This is a genomic window from Candidatus Cloacimonadaceae bacterium, from assembly GCA_030693415.1.
In the GTDB taxonomy this organism is placed as follows: Bacteria; Cloacimonadota; Cloacimonadia; order Cloacimonadales; family Cloacimonadaceae; genus JAUYAR01.
On sequence record JAUYAR010000044.1, the window covers coordinates 1 to 18,552 of the forward strand.

12 protein-coding genes are annotated in these 18,552 nt (G+C 50.0%); 1 reads left to right on the forward strand and 11 read right to left on the reverse strand.

Annotated features, from left to right (window positions below; genetic code table 11):
* The first annotated feature begins 424 nt into the window (after positions 1-424).
* Positions 425-871 (forward strand): hypothetical protein, encoded by a 447-nt coding sequence (locus Q8M98_02960; protein MDP3113714.1) that lies wholly within the window; start codon positions 425-427, stop codon positions 869-871.
* 88 nt (positions 872-959) lie between these two features.
* Here Q8M98_02960 and Q8M98_02965 read toward each other — a convergent pair whose 3' ends face one another.
* From Q8M98_02965 to Q8M98_03015, 11 genes are all read right to left on the reverse strand, one after another.
* Positions 960-1,865, reverse strand: coding sequence for a dihydroorotate dehydrogenase (locus tag Q8M98_02965; protein ID MDP3113715.1), 906 nt, complete (start codon positions 1,863-1,865; stop codon positions 960-962).
* Positions 1,862-2,608, reverse strand: a complete 747-nt coding sequence (locus Q8M98_02970) for a dihydroorotate dehydrogenase electron transfer subunit (GenBank protein MDP3113716.1) — start codon at positions 2,606-2,608, stop codon at positions 1,862-1,864. The genes Q8M98_02965 and Q8M98_02970 overlap by 4 nt, the downstream gene beginning before the upstream one ends.
* An 8-nt stretch (positions 2,609-2,616) precedes the next feature.
* Entirely contained in the window at positions 2,617-3,888 is a 1,272-nt protein-coding gene (locus tag Q8M98_02975) for a dihydroorotase (protein MDP3113717.1), read from the reverse strand.
* A 12-nt stretch (positions 3,889-3,900) separates the two neighbouring features.
* Positions 3,901-4,839, reverse strand: coding sequence for an aspartate carbamoyltransferase catalytic subunit (locus Q8M98_02980; protein ID MDP3113718.1), 939 nt, complete (start codon positions 4,837-4,839; stop codon positions 3,901-3,903).
* Between the two features lie 610 nt (positions 4,840-5,449).
* Complete coding sequence (locus Q8M98_02985) at positions 5,450-8,497, reverse strand: FlgD immunoglobulin-like domain containing protein (GenBank protein ID MDP3113719.1); 3,048 nt, start codon at positions 8,495-8,497, stop codon at positions 5,450-5,452.
* A 165-nt stretch (positions 8,498-8,662) separates the two neighbouring features.
* The gene (locus tag Q8M98_02990; protein MDP3113720.1) at positions 8,663-9,883 is read right to left on the reverse strand and encodes an amidohydrolase family protein; all 1,221 of its coding nucleotides are present in this window, start codon (positions 9,881-9,883) and stop codon (positions 8,663-8,665) included.
* Positions 9,870-12,563 (reverse strand): CRTAC1 family protein, encoded by a 2,694-nt coding sequence (locus Q8M98_02995; GenBank protein ID MDP3113721.1) that lies wholly within the window; start codon positions 12,561-12,563, stop codon positions 9,870-9,872. Before Q8M98_02995 ends, Q8M98_02990 begins: the two co-directional genes overlap by 14 nt.
* A 4-nt stretch (positions 12,564-12,567) precedes the next feature.
* Positions 12,568-13,443, reverse strand: a complete 876-nt coding sequence (locus Q8M98_03000; protein MDP3113722.1) for an Hsp33 family molecular chaperone HslO — start codon at positions 13,441-13,443, stop codon at positions 12,568-12,570.
* On the reverse strand, positions 13,433-14,908 hold the full coding sequence (locus tag Q8M98_03005) for a SpoIID/LytB domain-containing protein (GenBank protein ID MDP3113723.1): 1,476 nt from the start codon (positions 14,906-14,908) through the stop codon (positions 13,433-13,435). Before Q8M98_03005 ends, Q8M98_03000 begins: the two co-directional genes overlap by 11 nt.
* Before the next feature lie 46 nt (positions 14,909-14,954).
* A complete protein-coding gene (gene metG / locus Q8M98_03010; protein MDP3113724.1) occupies positions 14,955-16,973 on the reverse strand; it encodes a methionine--tRNA ligase in 2,019 nt (672 codons plus the stop codon).
* Complete coding sequence (locus tag Q8M98_03015; protein ID MDP3113725.1) at positions 16,970-18,130, reverse strand: aspartate kinase; 1,161 nt, start codon at positions 18,128-18,130, stop codon at positions 16,970-16,972. Before Q8M98_03015 ends, metG begins: the two co-directional genes overlap by 4 nt.
* Positions 18,131-18,552 lie beyond the last annotated feature (422 nt).

Here is an 18,552-nt window from a genome sequence, read left to right on the forward strand (position 1 = left end):
GCTGATATTGATTGCTCAATGGCTTCCAATGTGCATGAATCCAAGCTCTGCTTAGGTCGTCCCATTTCTCACTCCTTCTAAGTTTAGATATGAGACAATATAATCAGTATTTATGGCATGTCAATATAAATCTTGTATAACTTGACTAACTATTTATCCGCGTAAGGCACTATATATAGACGCTTCCTTCTTACGAAAAACGCGCTAAGTGCCTGCCCCGCAATGCGGATGCTTTGATCATCGTGATATGGCGGGCAGGGGATGGAGAAGTGGCGTGAGCGAGTGAGCAGGTGAGAGGGTGAACAGTTGAAAGCTGCGCCCCATTGGGAAGCCGAACTCCGATTCGGCTGTGTTTTGCCAAGCTGTGGGGAATCGGAATTCCCCACCCCAATCACCAGTTCACCAACAAAATCAAGGAGAAAACATGAAAGTCAGATTCAAAAACCTGGTCATGGGTTACACCGGCAAATGCGACGGACTCGTTTACTATTGGAGCCCGCGTCTGAACCGGACCCTCGTTCGCCGTCACACGCCACAGCGCATCACCGCGCAAAACAGGCGCTTTTCCGTGGTGGGGAAAAACCTCGCCGCGTTGGGGCTTTCGATCGGCTACAAATCCGATCTCGCCGTCTATGTGGACATCTTCAACAACCGCGCCGTCAACCGCGACAAACAGTTTCTAAACTGGTATAATGCCTTCACCAAGCTGATGTATGCGCAGGGAAAAGCCGATCCTTCCCTCGATCTGGCAACGATCACAAAGGACGAAATCCATGCAAAAGACCTCCCCTGCAAAAGCGTAAAAACCGCCGTGGAAGCCGGGTTTCTTGCGGAGGTGAGAGATTATCAGATCTTGAAATGTGAGATGTGAGGGGGGTGAGAACGGATATGGAACTACCGACGTCCCCGTCGGTTCATCGCGACTGTCGCCGACGGGGACGTCGGCGCTCCATACTCGTTCACCCGTTCACCTTCCCAACGATGTCCTTCAGGCGCAGATCTCTTTGTGCCAGATAGACATCGAGACCGTGATGAGCTTCCGCGGCGGCGATGGGATTGATGAAATTCGCCGTGCCCAAGGCGATCATTGATGCTCCGGCATAGAAGAACTCGAGGGCGTCCTGCCATGTATAGATTCCACCCATGGCGAGGATGGGGATTTTCACGGCTCGCGCGGCTTTGTAGGTCAGCGCCAGGGCGACGGGTTTGATCCCCGTTCCGCTGTATCCGCCGACGCCTTTCTTGATGCGAGATTTGCCTGTTTCAATATCGATCGCCATGCCAAAGAGGGTGTTGATCAGAGCCAATGAGCTTGCTCCACCGGCTTCCGCGGCTATGGCGATCGTGGCGATATCGCTCACGTTCGGAGAAAGCTTGATGATCAGTTCCTTATTGGTGATTGCGGACAGCTTTTGGGTTAGTTCAAACACCGTGTCCGGGTCTGTTCCAAATGCGATGCCTTCATTTTCCACGTTCGGACAGGAGACGTTCACCTCATAACCGTCGATGCCTTCTGAGATTTCAAGCATTTCAAGCATCGCACAAAACTCTGTGATAGATGAGCCGGAAAAGCTTACGACAAGAGGGATGTAAAGCTTTTCGCGCAGCTCGGGCAGGCTGGATTTGATGAAGACATCGATGCCCGGATTTTGCAAGCCGATGGAATTGATCAATCCCGCTTCGGTTTCATAGAGGCGTGGGGGAGGATTGCCTGCCTTTGGTTCATAAGTGATTGTCTTGCTTACGTATGCGCCGAGAATGCGTTGATCGAAAAAATCGAAGTATTCAGTGCCAAAGGTGCCCGAAGCGACCGTGACCGGGCTCTCGAAATGAAGCTTGCCGAGTCTGGTTTTCAGGCGGTTCACATCAGCTCCCAGTTCAGATCATCCGCGTCGAAGACCGGCCCTTCCACACAGACACGTTGATAATCTCCCTTGCTTCCCACACCAACGGCACATCCATGACAGACACCCACACCGCAAGCCATGTATGCTTCCAGAGAAGCGAAGTGCTTGATCCCATTGGCTTTGCATATCGCGCTCAGGGCTTTTAGCATCGGGACGGGACCGCAGCTTAAAACCAAATCTACATGACGAGTTTCGATCAGGCGCATAAATCCTTCCGTCACAAAAGCTTTGATCCCCGCGCTGCCGTCCACTGTGAAACATTCATCGCAGGGAAAAACGTCGTCCGCGCAGGCTCCTCCATGCAAAAAACGCACTTGGTTTGAGGATGGAAGATGTTTCTTTAGAAACGCCAACGGAGGATACCCGACCCCTCCGCTGACGAGGACGATAGATTTGTTATTTGGAATCGGAAACGAGGTTCCCAAGGGGCCAATGACCTGGAGCAGATCGCCTTCGCGCATTACGGAGAGCGCGTTAGTGCCCGCTCCCACCGTTTTGATGAAAAAGGCAACGCGGTCTTGGATCACATCAAAAACGCTGATCGGTTTGAAGAGGCGCGGTATCCCCTGAGGTGCTTTAAGCTCGCAAAACTGACCGGGACGGCATTGCGCGGCAAGCTCAGTGTCCTCGATCCATAAGACAAAATAGCCGCCTTTGAGACGCTCTATCCGCCATATCGGCAGTATTTTATATGACTTCATGGCGCTGATTATTCTGCCCTGAAAGTGAATGTGCCGTCTAACAGCGTATAGATGATCTTGCTTTTGATCGTCTGATCCAGCCAAGGCGTGTTTTTGCTTTTGGAGAGGATGTTTTCGGCGGCGAAGACGCTGCTTTGATTCAGATCGACGATGGTCAAATCCGCCGGATTTCCTTTTCTGATACCACTTTCCGGCAAGCGCAAAAGCTTACTGGGAGCGGTGCTCATGGCTTCAATCAAACGTTCGAGAGGGATGATCCCCGGCAAAACGAGGCTCTGATAGAGCACCGGAAACGCGGTCTCGAAACCGATGATGCCAAAGGGAGCGTGATCAAATTCGCGCACTTTTTCAAAATCGGCGTGAGGAGCGTGGTCGGTGGCGATGCAATCGATGAGCCCGCTTTTCAGGGCTTCGACGCAAGCCAGGCGGTCTTTTTCGCTACGCAGTGGGGGTTTCATCTTGGTGTTGGTATCAAAGCTGAGACAGGCTTCTTCGTTGAGCAAAAGATGATGCGGAGTCACTTCGCAGGTGACGGGCAAGCCTTGTTCCTTGGCTCTGCGCACCAGCTCAAGAGATTTCGCGGTAGTGATGTGTGCGATGTGCAATCTGGCTTTGGCACTTTCGGCAAGCATGATGTCGCGGGCGATGATCGTTTCCTCCGCCAGGGCGGGAATACCGGATAAGCCTATCTGCGTGGCGATCTTTCCGCTGTGGATCTGTCCCTTTCCGGCGAGGTGATAGTCCTCGGCGTGGATAATGACCGGAAGATCATAATTGACGGCATAGCGCATGCAATTGAGCATCAGTTTGGCGTTTTGGACGCATTTTCCATCGTCACTGACCGCTACGACTCCACCGGATTTCATCGTCGCCATTTCGGAAATCTCTTCACCGGCGGATTGCTTTGTGATCGCTCCGATGACGAAGACTCTGGCAAAACCGAGCTCGCGGGCACGGCGTTGGATATAATCCACGGTGGCGATGTTGTCCACCACGGGCTCGGTGTTTGGCATGGCGCAAACGCTGGTGAAACCACCTTTGGCGGCAGCTCTGGTTCCGGAAATGATGTCTTCTTTATAGGTCTGACCGGGATCGCGAAGATGGGCATGAATATCGACGAATCCGGGAAAGACATGCATGCCCGCGGCGTCGATGACTTCGTCCGCATCGGCTGTTATATCGTTGTCGATCAACGCGATGCGTGTGTCCTCGATCAGGATGTCCATTTTGACGATGGCGCCTTCGATGTAGGCAAGCCCGTTTTTGATGAGAGTTTTCATGTTCAAGCTCCTTTATGCCTTTCCGCCGAGGATGAGAAACATCAGTGCCATGCGGACTGCGACACCGTTTGCGACCTGTTCGACGATCACGCTTTGAGAGCTGTCTGCGATCTCCGGCAAAATCTCGACCCCGCGGTTCATCGGGCCGGGATGCATGATCAGAGCGTCCTTTTTGGCATATTTGATGGTGTCCTTGGAGAGCACATAGTGTTTGCTGTATTCTTCGAGGCTGGGGAAGAGACCTTCGGTCATGCGTTCAAGCTGCATGCGCAAACCCATCACGACGTCCGCGTCCCTGAGCGCCTCCGACAGGCTGTATTCGACACGGCATCCATAGACTTCCTCCATGTATGAGGGCATCAGGGTGCGCGGTCCGCAGACCGTCACCTCGGCTCCGAGCTTCTTCATGCCGATGAGATTTGAGCGCACCACACGGCTGTTTAGGATGTCCCCCACGATGGTGATCTTGAGTCCGCGGATATCTCCCAGTTTTTCCCAGATGGAAAAGATGTCCAAAAGTGCCTGAGTGGGATGGGCGTGACGTCCGTCTCCGCCGTTGATCACAGGCTTTCCGGAATATTTGTGCACGAGTTGGGGACTGCCGGGGCTGCTGTGTCGGATACAATAGAGATCGATGCCCATCGCATCCAGCGTGTAAACGGTGTCTTGCAAGCTTTCGCCTTTCTGCAAAGCCGAGACCGATGCTTGGAAACTGACGACGTCCGCGCTGAGCCGATTGGCGGCAAGCTCGAAGGACATGCGGGTGCGAGTGCTATTTTCCACGAAGAGTGTGCAAACGGTTTTTCCGCGTAGAGTGGGTATCTTCTTGTATTCGCGGAGGTTGATCTCTTTCATGCCTTTGGCGGCTTCGAGGATATACATGATCTCATCGGCGGAATAATCATCGAGATCAAAGACGTTGCGTCCCAAAAATTGAGGTGTGGCGGTCATATTTTCTCCTTTCCGGCTCACTGGCTCGGATTAAAGGTCTATATTTTGCCCCAGTTTACAATAGCGCATTTGCGGTCAAGAAAATAATCACCCATCATCAGGCGAGCAAAGCATATCTATCTGGCAATAAGTAAAATAGAATTATTCTGGCGGTTCAACAATTTCTTTATAAACCCCATCGCTATGAATTGAGAATTGAAAATTGAGAATTGAGAATTGAGGAGTGAGAATTGGTGGGAACGGGAGCACCGCATTCACCCGTTCTTCCCCCTTTGCATTACGGAATCAATACGGACTCATTACGGACTAAGTCCGTATTGACTCCGTAATGCTCACGGGGAAGGATATAATTTAAACTGCTAAGCGTTTGAAATCAAAAGCAATTGGATAATAATGGCAGATTTGGGGAATTGACGTTGTGGGTGTTTGTGTCGCTTTGGTTGGGGCTGCGCGTATGAACCGACGGGGACGTCGGTAGTTCCATATCATGGAGCGCCGACGTCCCCGTCGGCAACAGTCGAGGCGACTGGTATCACGCTTTTATGACACATCTCACAAAAAAAAGAGGCACCGTCAGGCGCCTCTTTCGGAGAAGTGCTTTGGAGTTTGTTTATTTCATCATGAGCATGCGTCTGCTCTGGCTTTGGCTGCCATCGGAAAGGCGATAGAAATAGATGCCGGAGGCAACGCCGTTGCCACTGTCATCTTTGCCGTTCCAGGTGATGCTTTGAGTGCCGGAAGCCAGCTTTCCGCTGTGCAGGTTTCTGACTACTTGTCCCTTGATGTTGTAGATGGAGAGTTGGTAATCCCGGTTCGTATCCTTGATATTGAATTTGATCGTGGTGTTGGGATTGAAGGGATTGGGGAAGTTTTGCATCAGGGTGAATGGTGCCGCCGCAGGGATGTTTTGATCATCGATGGAGACGGTGCCATTGCTTAGTTTCTGAGCATAAAGTCCCAGGATTTCCGTTTTTCCGCTTGATCTGCCATCTGCCCAAATGACGAGGGCAGATTCACCCAAAACCGCGGTATAGGGTTTGTATTGACCTTTTCCGGCAGCAGTGATGATGTCTCCGCCAATGTTTTGCGAAACAAAAGTGCCATCGGGTTTGATGTATTTGTAGTAGATGTCGCTTTCGATGCTGTAATACTCTGTCCAGGAGATGACGACTCCGCCATTTGCAAAGCGGCCGACGCTGGGATTGGATTGCGTGCTGTCTTTTTGCACGACGAAATATCCGAGATTGCCCCATAGTGGATTTCCATCCAGTGAATACTTCTGGGCGATGATGTCAAACATGCCGTTGATGTTTTCACACCAGGCAAAAGTGATGTCGTTTCCACCGGGGACGATGGCGGGCTGTTCCTGTTCTCTGCCATAATCAGCAAGATTCACACCTACTGGATTCCACATCCGAGCACCGGAAGCGCTGACGTGTTGTCCCCAAAAGTTTTGGATGGAATCATCACGACCGTCTTTCCACATGAGGAAAATGCCATTGTTGGTGACTGAGGAAATCGGTTGAAGCTGGTTTGTGTCCAAATTTGAATGGGTGGAAGCGCGCAGTCCGTCTTCGGGCCAGCCCAGATAGGGATTCCCCTGCAGGTTGACTCGTTTGACGTATATGCTGAGCGTTCCATCAATCGGGTCATAACGTTGCCATGAATAGTAATCCTGCTTAAGGTCATAAAGGATGCATTCGTTTGACAAGCTTTGGGGAGTAGTTGCCGAAAGGATTTTGCCATCGACACCCCAGAGCTTGGTATATGTGGTGGCGTTGATAGCTTGTCCGTAAACATGATAGAGGAAGCTTCCACCGATCTGGTCATAATTTGACCAGCCGACGAAGAAGATATTGGATTCCGGCATGTATGTGATCATGGGATCTTTCTGACGGATGGGTTCATCCACTGTGAGTTCGATGCCAAAATCTCCCCAAAGACGGTTTCCCTGCGGGCTGATTAATTGCATATAAATCTTTGGATTGGGATTGCGTTTATCTTCCCAAATGATGGCGATATGCCCATCGGGCGTAACCGCTGCCTGAGGAGTGATCTGATCCGCTCCGGTGGGCAATGTGACCGGTCTGCCGTTGGTTTCCAGATCAACCGTGCCATCGGAATTGAGAAATTGGAAATAGATCTGATAGCCAAGATTGGCAAAGCGGTTGTCCTGCCAGATGATGACTGTGTCGTTTTGACGGGGAAGGATGAGATAGTTGTCCAAGGGTGTATCTCCGCTCAAGCCCCAGAAAACTTCACGCCCGTTTGTTTCAAGAAGCGCGGTACCGGCGGAAGTCAACACCTGATAGTAGATGCCGACGCTGCCGTTGCGGATGTCCATCCAGTTGATAAAGACGTTGCCGTTGGCGACTTTTATAAGACCGCTGTTTTGGGTGTTTGCTGCCGTGCAAATAGCTTTGCCGTTGGCTTCCCATAGCGCTTGTCCTGCGGAGGAGATGTGTTGGGCATAGATATCGTCGTTGGGTGCGTTGCCGTTTCGTAGGTCGTCCCAGACGATATACGCGCCGCCCTGTCCGTCTGAAGCGAGTCTCTGACTGATCTGGGCAAATGGAGCAGTGCAGATGGGCACTGCAAGAGCGTTCCATAATAGGGTTCCAGCGGAGCTTACTTTCTGGGCGAAGAGATCGGCATTAAGATTATCCAGCCGGTTATCTTCCCAGACGATGATCACGGCATTATCCGAAGTAGCCTGCAAGCGGGGATTGATTTGAGGAGCAAAACTCGCTGTTCCGGAATCTCCGAAAACGATAAAAGGGTTCGACCAGAGCAATTGACCCTGAAGATTGACCTTTTGAGCATAAATGTCATCATCGTTGTTGCGCTGATCCTGCCAGGTGAATACGAATTCTCCGTTTGTCAGAGTAGCCATACGCACTTTTCCCTGATTTCCGGGAGCGTCCGCAAGCACGACCATCTGAGGCCAAGCCATGCTGCCATTGGGTAGAAAACGTTTCAAATAGATATCTTCGGCACCAACGTAGGTATGGGTGTAGGCGATCATCATGCCGCCCTGGCCATCGGGGAGCATGGTGTTTTGCACTTCGTCGCCGATGCCGTTTGCAATTGGGATGCCGTTCACAGCCCAAACTGGATTACCATTGGAATCGATACGTTGACCATAGAGGTCTTTGCTGGGGCTGCGGGAATCCACCCAAACAAGGTAGGCACCGCCGGCATTATCGGGTTCAATATTGAGCGCGATTTGGACACCAACATGGGTGCAAACCGGTTTCCCGCCTTGTTGCCAAAGGAGTTGGCCGCTGGGGGTGACCTTCTGTGCATAGACGTTGCCATCCAGATCGTCGTAAAAATCGATCCAAGCGATAATGAGATTGTTGTCACTGGTGCGAGTGATGACGGGATCTTCCTGGCGGTCTGGTTTGCCATCCACCAAAAGGGGTGCGCCCCAAACCATGTTGCCCTGGGCATCCACTTTCTGAGCCCAAAGATCACGCTCGCCAAGTTTTGTATCCGACCACACATATACGGCTGCGCCGTCGGCAGTCTCGATCCCGGTTCTGAACCATTCGATATTAACTCCCTGCCTGATGGGGACTGCGTTTGGCCACACGACGGCGGCGGATAACCCCATGATCAAAGCAAAGAGTAGGAACATTAACATGAGTTTTCTCACGAGTTCCTCCTTTTATTATTTAACTTTAGATTCTGTAATCATATAAAGAGCTGAAAATCTTTGGCATTGGCACCAGGAAATCTGTGCGGAATTAGCAATGCAAAAAGCTCCCATTAATGGGAATGCAAGTTTCTTTCCAAACACGGGATAAGCTGTAGAGGTGGATCAAACGCTATAGACTATCTTGCCTGCGATCCGTGTTTCGACAACGCTGAACTCCTGTCCGTAAAAGCATAGACGGGAAAGGATTGCATCGTTGGGCTCGTGCTCTGACGGCAGTTTGAACAAGACAATATCGGCTTGTTTGCCGGCTTCGACCATGCCAATTTTATTATCCAAGCCCAAGATTTTGGCGTTTCCAAGCGTGACGTGATACAGCATGCGCTCCGGTGTGATCGTATATGAAGATTGCCGGAAGTTTGCCATTTTGGCATGATAGAGCATATTCAGGGTCGTGCCTGCTCCGACGTCGCTTCCAATACCGATTTCGATCCCTGCTCCTTTGATTCGCTCATAAGGAAATTCTCCGCTTTTGAGGTAGAAATTGGAATCCGGGCAGTGAGCGATCTTGCAGTCATAATCCTTGAGCAGAGCGATCTCATTAGCCGAAAGGTGGATGGCATGTCCCAATATGCTGCGCGGACCCAGAAGTCCCATTTCCTTATAGACTTGGGTGTATGAATCAAGCCCGAATAGGTCTCTCACCCAGGTGATCTCTGCTTTGTTTTCGGAAAGATGAGTCTGAAGCCAGGCGCCGCTTTCAGTGATAAATACTCCGAGTTCCTTCATCAGTTGCCTTGAGCAGGTGGGCGCGAAACGAGGTGTGAAGATATAGTTCAAAAGCGGGGTCTTACGATTCCATTTCTGAAACAACCCGATGCTCTGAGCAAGGGAAATATGAGTATCCTGAATCAGGCTTTTGGGGCTGTTTTGATCCATCATCGTCATGCCGATGAAAGCTCTGGCGCCGAGTTCCCGCGCTATCTGAAAAGCGGTGTCGCATGCGGACTTGAACCCTGCGGTGTAGATTACCGAAGTAGTAGTGCCATTACGAAACAGGGCATGAAAGAAGTCTTTGGCAAGCTCTGCGGCGAAATCTTGATCCACGGACTTTGCTTCTTCAGGAAATACCACTTCTTTTAGCCAAGGTAGCAGAGCGGGACGATGGTTTCCCCTGATCCGGTATTGGGATAGATGCACGTGCAGATCGATCAAACCGGGAAGGACAAGGCAATCGCGCCTGTCTTCGCTGTCTGAATCCAGCTTTGCATCGAAGGGTCTGACGGACTGAATTTCATCGTTTACGATAACGATGACGTGATCGGTCAATAGGTTTATTTTGTCGGGACCGAGCGGATTGAGGATATGGCTTCTAATCTTTACCATAATGAACTCTTTTTATGGAGACAAGACTGCTGCGCCCAATGCCGAAATGAAGTTCCTGCGCATTTTGTGAGGTGGTGCCTTTGGCGCTGCTGAGCTCTCTGACAAGGCTGTATATCTTTCCGGAAGGATGGCGTAGGATCACTTTGACCCGCGTGCCATAGGCGGGGGAATTTGGGAATTGATGGAATTGACCGGGGTCCTGAGGGAGCAGTACTGCTCCGCTTTTCCAAACGGGTTTCACATAGACTGCCCGGTTTCTGGTTTGGGTTCTGTTGATCAGGATCTTGGTGCCGTTGCCGCTTCCGACAACGAGATCCGGCAGTCCGTCCCGATCAAGATCGGCGCTGGCATTTCCCCATCCGTTATATACTCTGGCATTTGCCAACCAGGTGATATCCGTGAAAGTGCCGTCCTTGTTGTTTCGGTAAAGATAGCTGCGATCGTTTTCATAAACAGAAGTGATGAAGAGATCGAGGAAGCCGTCGTTGTCCGCATCAAACCACAAAGGATCGGAATGCAGTTCGTCAAAAGTGATACCGGCTTCCCGGGTGATGTCCGTGAACTTCCAATAATAGATCGTATCTGTTTCCACCACGTGATAGGAAAGCCCATCGTTGCGCAGGAGCATGCTGACGTCTGAGATATCAATATAGCGCGGATGAGCGAGGTTGGCGACGAATAGATCGAGATCGCCATCGTTATCAAAATCTCCCCAGTCGGCACCAATGCTGTGTCCGTAATATCCGTTTTTGTTCGTTCCGGCAAGTCCATAGAGGGGGGCGATATCTACAAAAAGAGAATCCGCCTGTTTCCAACAGATGTTGCGGTTGAGGCGATAGTTGGTGACCAGTATCTCTTGTTTGCCATCGTTGTCAAAATCGGCAGGCGCCACGCCTCTTCCAGCCAGACCGGGTTTGTCGGCATACGCGGGAAGCCGCATGCCGCGGGCATCGCTTAGGTCTGAGAAATAGCCTTTGTCGTTGTACCAAAAGAAATCGGGATAGCCGCTACGTTGTTGCCAAGTCTCGTAATTCGCTGTGTAAATACTTGGATAGCCACTGCCGTCAATATCGATCCAGGCTGCTCCCTCGGTGTGAAATAGGTCATCAATATCTCCGGCGCGTTCATTAACGCTTACAAAGCGGGTTCCGTCCATGTTTTTCATCAGGCGTTCGCCCATGCCATCAGTGTTGTGGGAGATGGTCATGAAGTCCAGATGTCCGTCGAGATTGAAATCTGCCCACAAACCTCCGTTGCTTTTCAAATTGGCAACATTGGCAGATTCGCTAACGTCGGCAAAGCCTTTTCCAGATTCATTACTGTATAAGCGGTTGCCGTTAAACAGCAAATCGGGATAGCCATTATTATCATAGTCTCCAATGGCGATTCTGGTGAAACGTTGCCCCGAGATCGGCGTGGTAGGAGTAATATCTTCAAACAATATTCCATTGTAGTTCATCAATTCTCTTATCCAGCGGTGAAGCTCAGTCTGAGTGGCAAGCTTGGCATGGATGGTTGTAAGCGCCTTGAGCGCAGATTCGTCATAACGTTTGCGGGGCGCTCCGGAAATCAGACAACGGGCAAAGCTCTTGGCAGCAATGCTTTGAAGATGTCGTTTGTTTAGCAGAGACAACACCTTTCCTTTCCAGAAATGCAGTTCGGCGATCTCACCGGTATCATTTTGGACAAAGGCTATCTCGTCGATCAAGCGCAGCAAATCATTGTATTGTGCATTGGGGCGATCCAAAATAGCGATCAGATCCTCTTCATCGCCAAACAACTTCAGATCATCGAGCAACACATAGTATCTCAGTTTGAGTTGAGTTAGTCGGACGCGGTTTTTCCAGTGAGCCGGCTCGTACATATCATATAAAAAACGAGTGCTGCTCCTTGTGTCTTTGGCGTCTTCCAACATGGAAAGAGAGAGCTGGAGAATTTGAGCATTGGAAGAGCTGTTTGCGCGTCGGTAGGAAGGGCTTATCATAAAAATCGCTGCAGTATAAGCATGAGCTGGGCTAAGCCTTGATTGGGATTCGCATTCCTGCTGGATAGCCGGGTAGTTTTCAGCGTTGGAAAGATGGAAGAGCTTGTAATACATAGCGATATGTGCCCACTCGGAACGCGCGAAATATTTGTCGAAACGATCGATCATACCCATCGCCAGCGAATCGTTGCGCTCGACACTGATTTCATCGATCCATGATTTTGCCAGCGATTCGATCACGGAATTGTAGGACTTAAGGCTCTTTATCCTTTGCAGATAAGCGTCTTCATCCAACCCGATCAGATAAAAATCCCAGATCAATCTGTCCGCAGGACTATTATACTTGGTGGTGAGATCATCAAGCCCAATATCGAAAGCGGTTGAATCCATAGCTGTGTATTCAGAGAGCCGCAACCATTGCAGCGCGTCTTCGATGGAATCCGTCTGCATCGCCAAAGCAAAGTGGCAACGCTGTGCCAAGCCAAGATTCCCGGTTCGTTGAGCGTAGGTTAGGACGCTTTTCACGTCATCAATTTCAGGATTTTGAATCCCGATCAACGCCTCGATCCCGGTCGCATGCTTTGCCAGAAGATGATGCTGCTCTTTTGATAACAAAAAATCGACGTCCTCCCGCGTGATAGCAATGATCCAAACGCTCGCGAGAAATAATAGCGCAATAAGTATCTTTCTTTTCATAATTCTACCCAAGTTTTTCAAGCAACGCAGATATATCCCCTGCAGAGAAGTGATATTCTTTGTTGCAGTATTTACACACGGGTGTGATGCCTTCCCGCATGGTGGTCAAATCAGTTTTCCCCAGTAATAGCAAAGCGCGTGAAAACTTGGTGCGGCTGCAATCGCATCGATAAACCAGCTTGTGGGATTCAGTCAATCTGACAGATGCATCTTTGAAGACAAACTTTTTCAGGATATCCGGGATCGTGAATCCCATATCCATGAGATCGGAGATATTGGGTGTATTTGCCAAGTTCCGGATCAGGAGATCGGCATTTTTTGGCGAGGCGTCCGGCATTTGTTGAATAATAAATCCACCCGAGGCGCGGACAAAAGCTTGTTTATCAATGAGTAACCCGATGTTCACCGCGGTAGGTATCTGTTCTGAGAGTAAATAGTATTGTGCCAAGTCTTCGGCAATTTCTCCGCTGATCAATTCCACCGATCCCAATTGCGCTTGTTTCCCCGGATATTGATGCATCACGGTTAAAGTGCCCGCACCAAGGTGTTTTCCCGGTTCAAGGTTTTGCTTTGTCTCTTCGAAAAACAAGTGGGGTTCGTTTGCATAGCCGCGGATTTTACCCTCCATAGTGCAGATTATGAAAGCGCCGGTGAGCGCACCGTGTCCCTCAACCTTGAGCGTCACATCCGAGCGCGGAACTTTGAGCTCCATGCTCATCAGCGCCGCTGCGGAGATCATTTTCCCCATTAATATCGTTGCCAGGGGGGAGAGATCGTGCAGTTTTCTCGCAGCAAGCACGGTCTGGGTGGAATCAACCGCAAAGACGCGAAATTCTTCGCCAAAGGCTGTTCCGCGGTACAGCGAGTCTTTAGTTATCACTTTGTAACCATCTATCTGATAACACGATTCCGGGATAGTAAGTTTGCAAAATGTCCGTAAAGCTTGCACCATTGCGAGCTCGTTTCAGAGCTCCCACCTGGCACATTCCAACTCCGTGACCGGACCCCTTGCCTCTTAATTGAAGGGTTGAAGTTGCCTTTATCACATCGGCACCTTGGGATACCGAAGATCCGCCTTTGATATAAAAGAAGGATGAGCTTAGCTCTCCGAAAACCTGACGAATGCGGTATTCGCTGTCCAAGGTGACTTTTTTATCACCGTAGAAACTGATTGACACGATTCTGCCGGAGTTGCCACGTTTGTTGATCCCGATGTGTCTCAAGCCCTTGATCCCAAGATTGTTTTCCAGGGTCGAACGAGATACGGTTTTTTCCCATGAAAGTGTTGCTCTTTCCCAGCTTGAAGCACCGGCGGAACTGACTTTGGTATCGATCCAAGCGCGCGCGTTTTTCTCATTCGTGAGATCCAGGCTGTCGCATTCTTCCCAACAGGAGACTCCCATCAGAAAGGGCAGGGGTGTGCCTTTCCAGATGTTTGCGGAGGAATCCGTCTTGCCTCCGCAACTGCTGTGATAGGTGGCGTCCGCCACCCTTTCGCCGAAAACCATGATTTGATTCTTTGTATCATGCACGGAGCGAATGATGTTGTTGTTGGAAAGGTGCATGCCTTTATAGACTTGGCAGTGAGTGCCGTTGCACAGATCATATCCGTCATTTTTATGCCGGTTGTACAACAAAAGACTGATCGCATGTGTTCTTGCTGCAACTGCTTGTGCTTTTAGTGCTTCGATTGGGGCAGAGCTGCCAATCTCGTTTTGGATCACTCCGCCGACATAATCCTCCAGCGGGAGGAAATGATTTATAATCAAGCTCTCGCCGATGCTTTTCAGGATAAACTCACCGCTAAAACCAAGACTTGCTCCGTTGATGAAGAGTTCGTTCTCAGTCTTGATCAATATCGGCGTTTCGAAATAATATGTATTAGTTCCGGACACTATTCTCACAGTGGTATTTAGCATTGGAATCGACAGTATCTGCTTATGCGGGATGCCGGTTTGGGAAGCATAAGTCTTTGCCGATTCGTAAGCTGAAAAAGTAGTGGGTTCAAAGATCAGTTTCTCACGCCGGATCACCAGTTGAGAATCCGCCCAGGCGAAAAACTCGCGGATCAAGTCTTCTTCGCGGATTAAGCTGTGTTTATTAATAGGTTCGACCCGATTGAGAAAGCCCCAAAACGCCACTTTGTCGGCATCCATCAGTTTAATGCTCAAATTTCCATCTATTTGGCGGGATATCGGTGAATCGATCTCCGCAATGTTGAACCGCGGCGTAGAGACGGATTTTGCCTTGAGAGTGATCTCGCTGCCGGAATTGAGCAGAATCTCCAACCACAGGCTTCCATCCCGGTATTGCGCGGCATATAGAAAGATGGTTAGACCAATCATCACTATTGAAAGTAATGCTTTAAGTCCTATTATGTATCTCATTGTCTTATTTGGCGATAGATCCTGGAATACATTCGCCGATCGGAGCGATGATCTGCAGTTTTCCTTCGCTGTGGACAGCCAAGATCATGCCGCTGGATTCGATGCCGCGGATCTTACGCGGTTCCAGATTCACTAACATGATCACCTGTTTGCCGATGAGATCCAACGGTTTGTAATGCTCGGCAATTCCCGCAACCAGTTCACGTTGCTCACAGCCGATATCGACCTTGAGAAGCAGGAGCTTATTCGTCTTGGGTATGTTTCTGGCTTCAAGCACTTGCGCCACCCTGATATCCATTTTGTCGAAGTCGTCGTAAGAGATGAGTTCTTTGATCGGCTCATAATCCATTTTTGTTTCAAGCGTTGCATTTTGTTGCAATTTTGCGATTTGCGCTTCAATCGCCTCATCATCGATTTTGGTAAAAAGAGCCTTGGAATCACTGAGTACGATCGGTTCGATCGATTCCATCTTTTCCTCTGTCCAAAGCGCTGCAGGATCGAGCCCCATCATCGCTCGCAGCCGTTTCATGCTGTCCGGAAGTATTGGCGTCAAGGCAATGGAGATCATATGCAGGAGTTGCGCACAAACCCAGAGGGTTTCGCCCACGTCCTTTCTGTCCGTCTTAATCTGCGCCCAGGGTTTGCGTTCGTCAAAATAGCGATTTCCGAGCCGGGCAATATCCATGATTTGTCTGGTGTTTCTTTTCACCTGATAATCACGGTATCCGGCATCAATCTGCGTCATAAGTTCTCTTGCCTCCACCAATACCGCAGCGCCGGCTTCGCCGATCGGAACGGGAGGGATGATTCCCTCAAAATTCTTGGTCGCAAAGGCAAAGACGCGGTTGGCAAGATTGCCTAACACATTGTTCAATTCAATGTTGATCTTTAGCTGGAAGTCCTTGAACGAGAAATCGCTGTCTCCCTTTTCGGGAGCGTTTGCGGCAAGATAATAACGCAGATATTCTCCACTGAAAGATTGCACAAATTCATCCACCCAGATCGCCCAATTGCGGCTAGTGGAGATTTTTTGCCCTTCCAGATTCATAAACTCGTTTGCAGGAATATCATGCGGCAGACAATAGCTCTTGTCCTGTCCCATCAACATCGCTGGCCAGATCAGCCCATGAAAGATGATGTTATCTTTGCCGATGAAGTGAATAAGCTGCGTTTCCGGATCCAGCCAATAGTCTTTCCAGCGTTCAGGATCACCGATGCGCTCCGCCCATTCCACCGTTGAGGAGATATAACCAATGGGAGCGTCGAACCACACATACAGCACTTTTCCTTCTGCTTCCTCCAAAGGAACCGGAACTCCCCAGCTCAGATCGCGGGTGATGGAACGTTCGATCAATCCCTGCTCCAGCAGACCGAGCATGAAGTTCAGCACGTTTTCTTTCCAATAACTTTTACTTTTCAACCATTCACGCAGCAGATCTCGAAAGTCGTCCAATTGAATGAACCAATGTTTTGTTTCACGGATTTCCGGTCTGTTGCTACAGATCTTACACGCGGGATCGACAAGCGTAGTGGTATCATAGATCTGGCCGCAGGCGTCGCATTGGTCTCCGCGCGCGCCGCTTGCATTGCAGCGTGGACAGGTTCCTTCCACATATCGATCCGGCAGAAAGCGTTTGTCGTGCTCGCAGAAGAATTGCTTGGTGACCTTGGGTTTGATATGCGCTTTTTTACAGAGATTGAGGAAAAACTCCTGCGAGAGCTTGTAATGCTGCTCTCGAGCGGTACCCGAGAAATTATCGAATTCAATACCGATGGAGTCAAACGCGGCTTTAATGGAATCATGATAGCGTTTTACTACGGCGGCGGGTGAGACGCCTTCCTTATCGGCGCTGATCGAGATCGGTGTGCCGTGTTCGTCCGTGCCGCAGATATAGATCACATCTTCTTGTTTGAGGCGCAGATAGCGCACAAATACGTCAGCGGGAAGATATGCTCCCGCCACGTGTCCGACGTGCAGCTTGCCATTGGCATAGGGGAGAGCGCTGGTGACCAGATATCTCATTTGGAATCTCCCAAGAAAGCACTGTGCACAGCGCGCACGCAATCCTGCACCTGATCGGAAGGCAACATCAACTCGATGGTCATCTCGCTGTGCTGAATGCGTTTGATATCAAAGGGCTCGCAGATGCGGATCGTTTTTTCCAAAAAGCAGGGATCGAGATTGATGCCGAGTCCGATTAGATTCACGCAGCCGAGAGCATCCACTTTTTCGATCAGTTCGAGACCATTTTTTTCGATCAGATAATCGATCTCTTTTTGAAACTTATCTTCGATAAGCAGCTCGATTTGATCGCCATCCACATAGTATTTGAAAATCTCATTTTGCCAGACCTGAAACAGATCCAGCAATGCCGCATTCTTGCTAAGCACGTATTTGGCGAGGTTTTCTTTGTGCGCGATGGCGCTTATATTTCTCTCTTCCATAGAGTTATCCTTTATGTAATCTTTTTGTATAATCGTCCCTGAAGCGAAGGTGAAAGAAGATTTCACCTCCACCGGAATCTCGTATTTATATGCAAATTCAACAGCACGGGGGTGGATCACCTTGGAGCCGTTGTAGCTAAGCGCCAACATCCGGGCATAATCGATCGAGGGCAGCAAACGGGCATTCGGAACGATGCGCGGATCTGCTGTAAAGACGCCATCCACATCGGTATAGATCTCGCAGCGATCGGCTTTCAAATAGCAGGCAAGCGCCACCGCCGAAGTATCAGAACCGCCTCGTCCCAAGGTCGTGATTTCCTTGGCGGAGCTCACACCCTGAAAGCCTGCCACGATCACGATCTTGCCCAACATCAGTTCCTCGCGGATGCGAAAGGCGTTCACACTGAGGATGCGGGCGTTGCCGTGTTTGTCATCCGTCATGATTCCGCTTTGGGAGCCGGTGAAGGAGATCGATGAAAAGCCTTTTTCCTGCAGGGCGAGAGACATCAAGGACATGCTGATGCGCTCTCCGGCAGTGAGCAGCATGTCAAATTCACGTCTGGATGGGTGATCAGAGATGCCGTAAGCAAGGCGAACAAGGTCATCAGTAGTTTTCGCCATTGCGGATACGACGAGCACCAGAGAATCCGCACTGCGATGCTCTGAAGCAATCTTCGCCGCGACGCTCTGAATCAGATCGATACTTCCCACGGAAGTACCGCCGAATTTTTTCACAATAATAGCCATAACTATCCCTCGAATCCTTAATAGCGAGCTTTGTCAAGAGATTTCTGCCGGAGGCGGATAGCTCGGCTGTTTTAGATAAGAGATTCTGAGATGAATTTCACCACAGAGACGCAGAGAGATCAGAGAAGTTTATGGTGAACAGGTGAACGAGTGAACGGATAATGAATGAAAGATGAGATAAACACAGAGGAAAACAGAGTAAAAACAGAGCAAGAGCAGAGTGATGCGTGATGTGTGAGATAAGGTTCAACCTTGACCAGTCCGTAGTGCGGAATATGATAGGGGTAGGGGAGTTATCCATTACTGGCTCCCCTCCCTCCGAACCGTACGTGCGGTTTTCCCGCATACGGCTCTCCAGAAAACAGGTATCTCATGTAAGAGACCGGCATAATTCACTGTGGGCTTCGGTT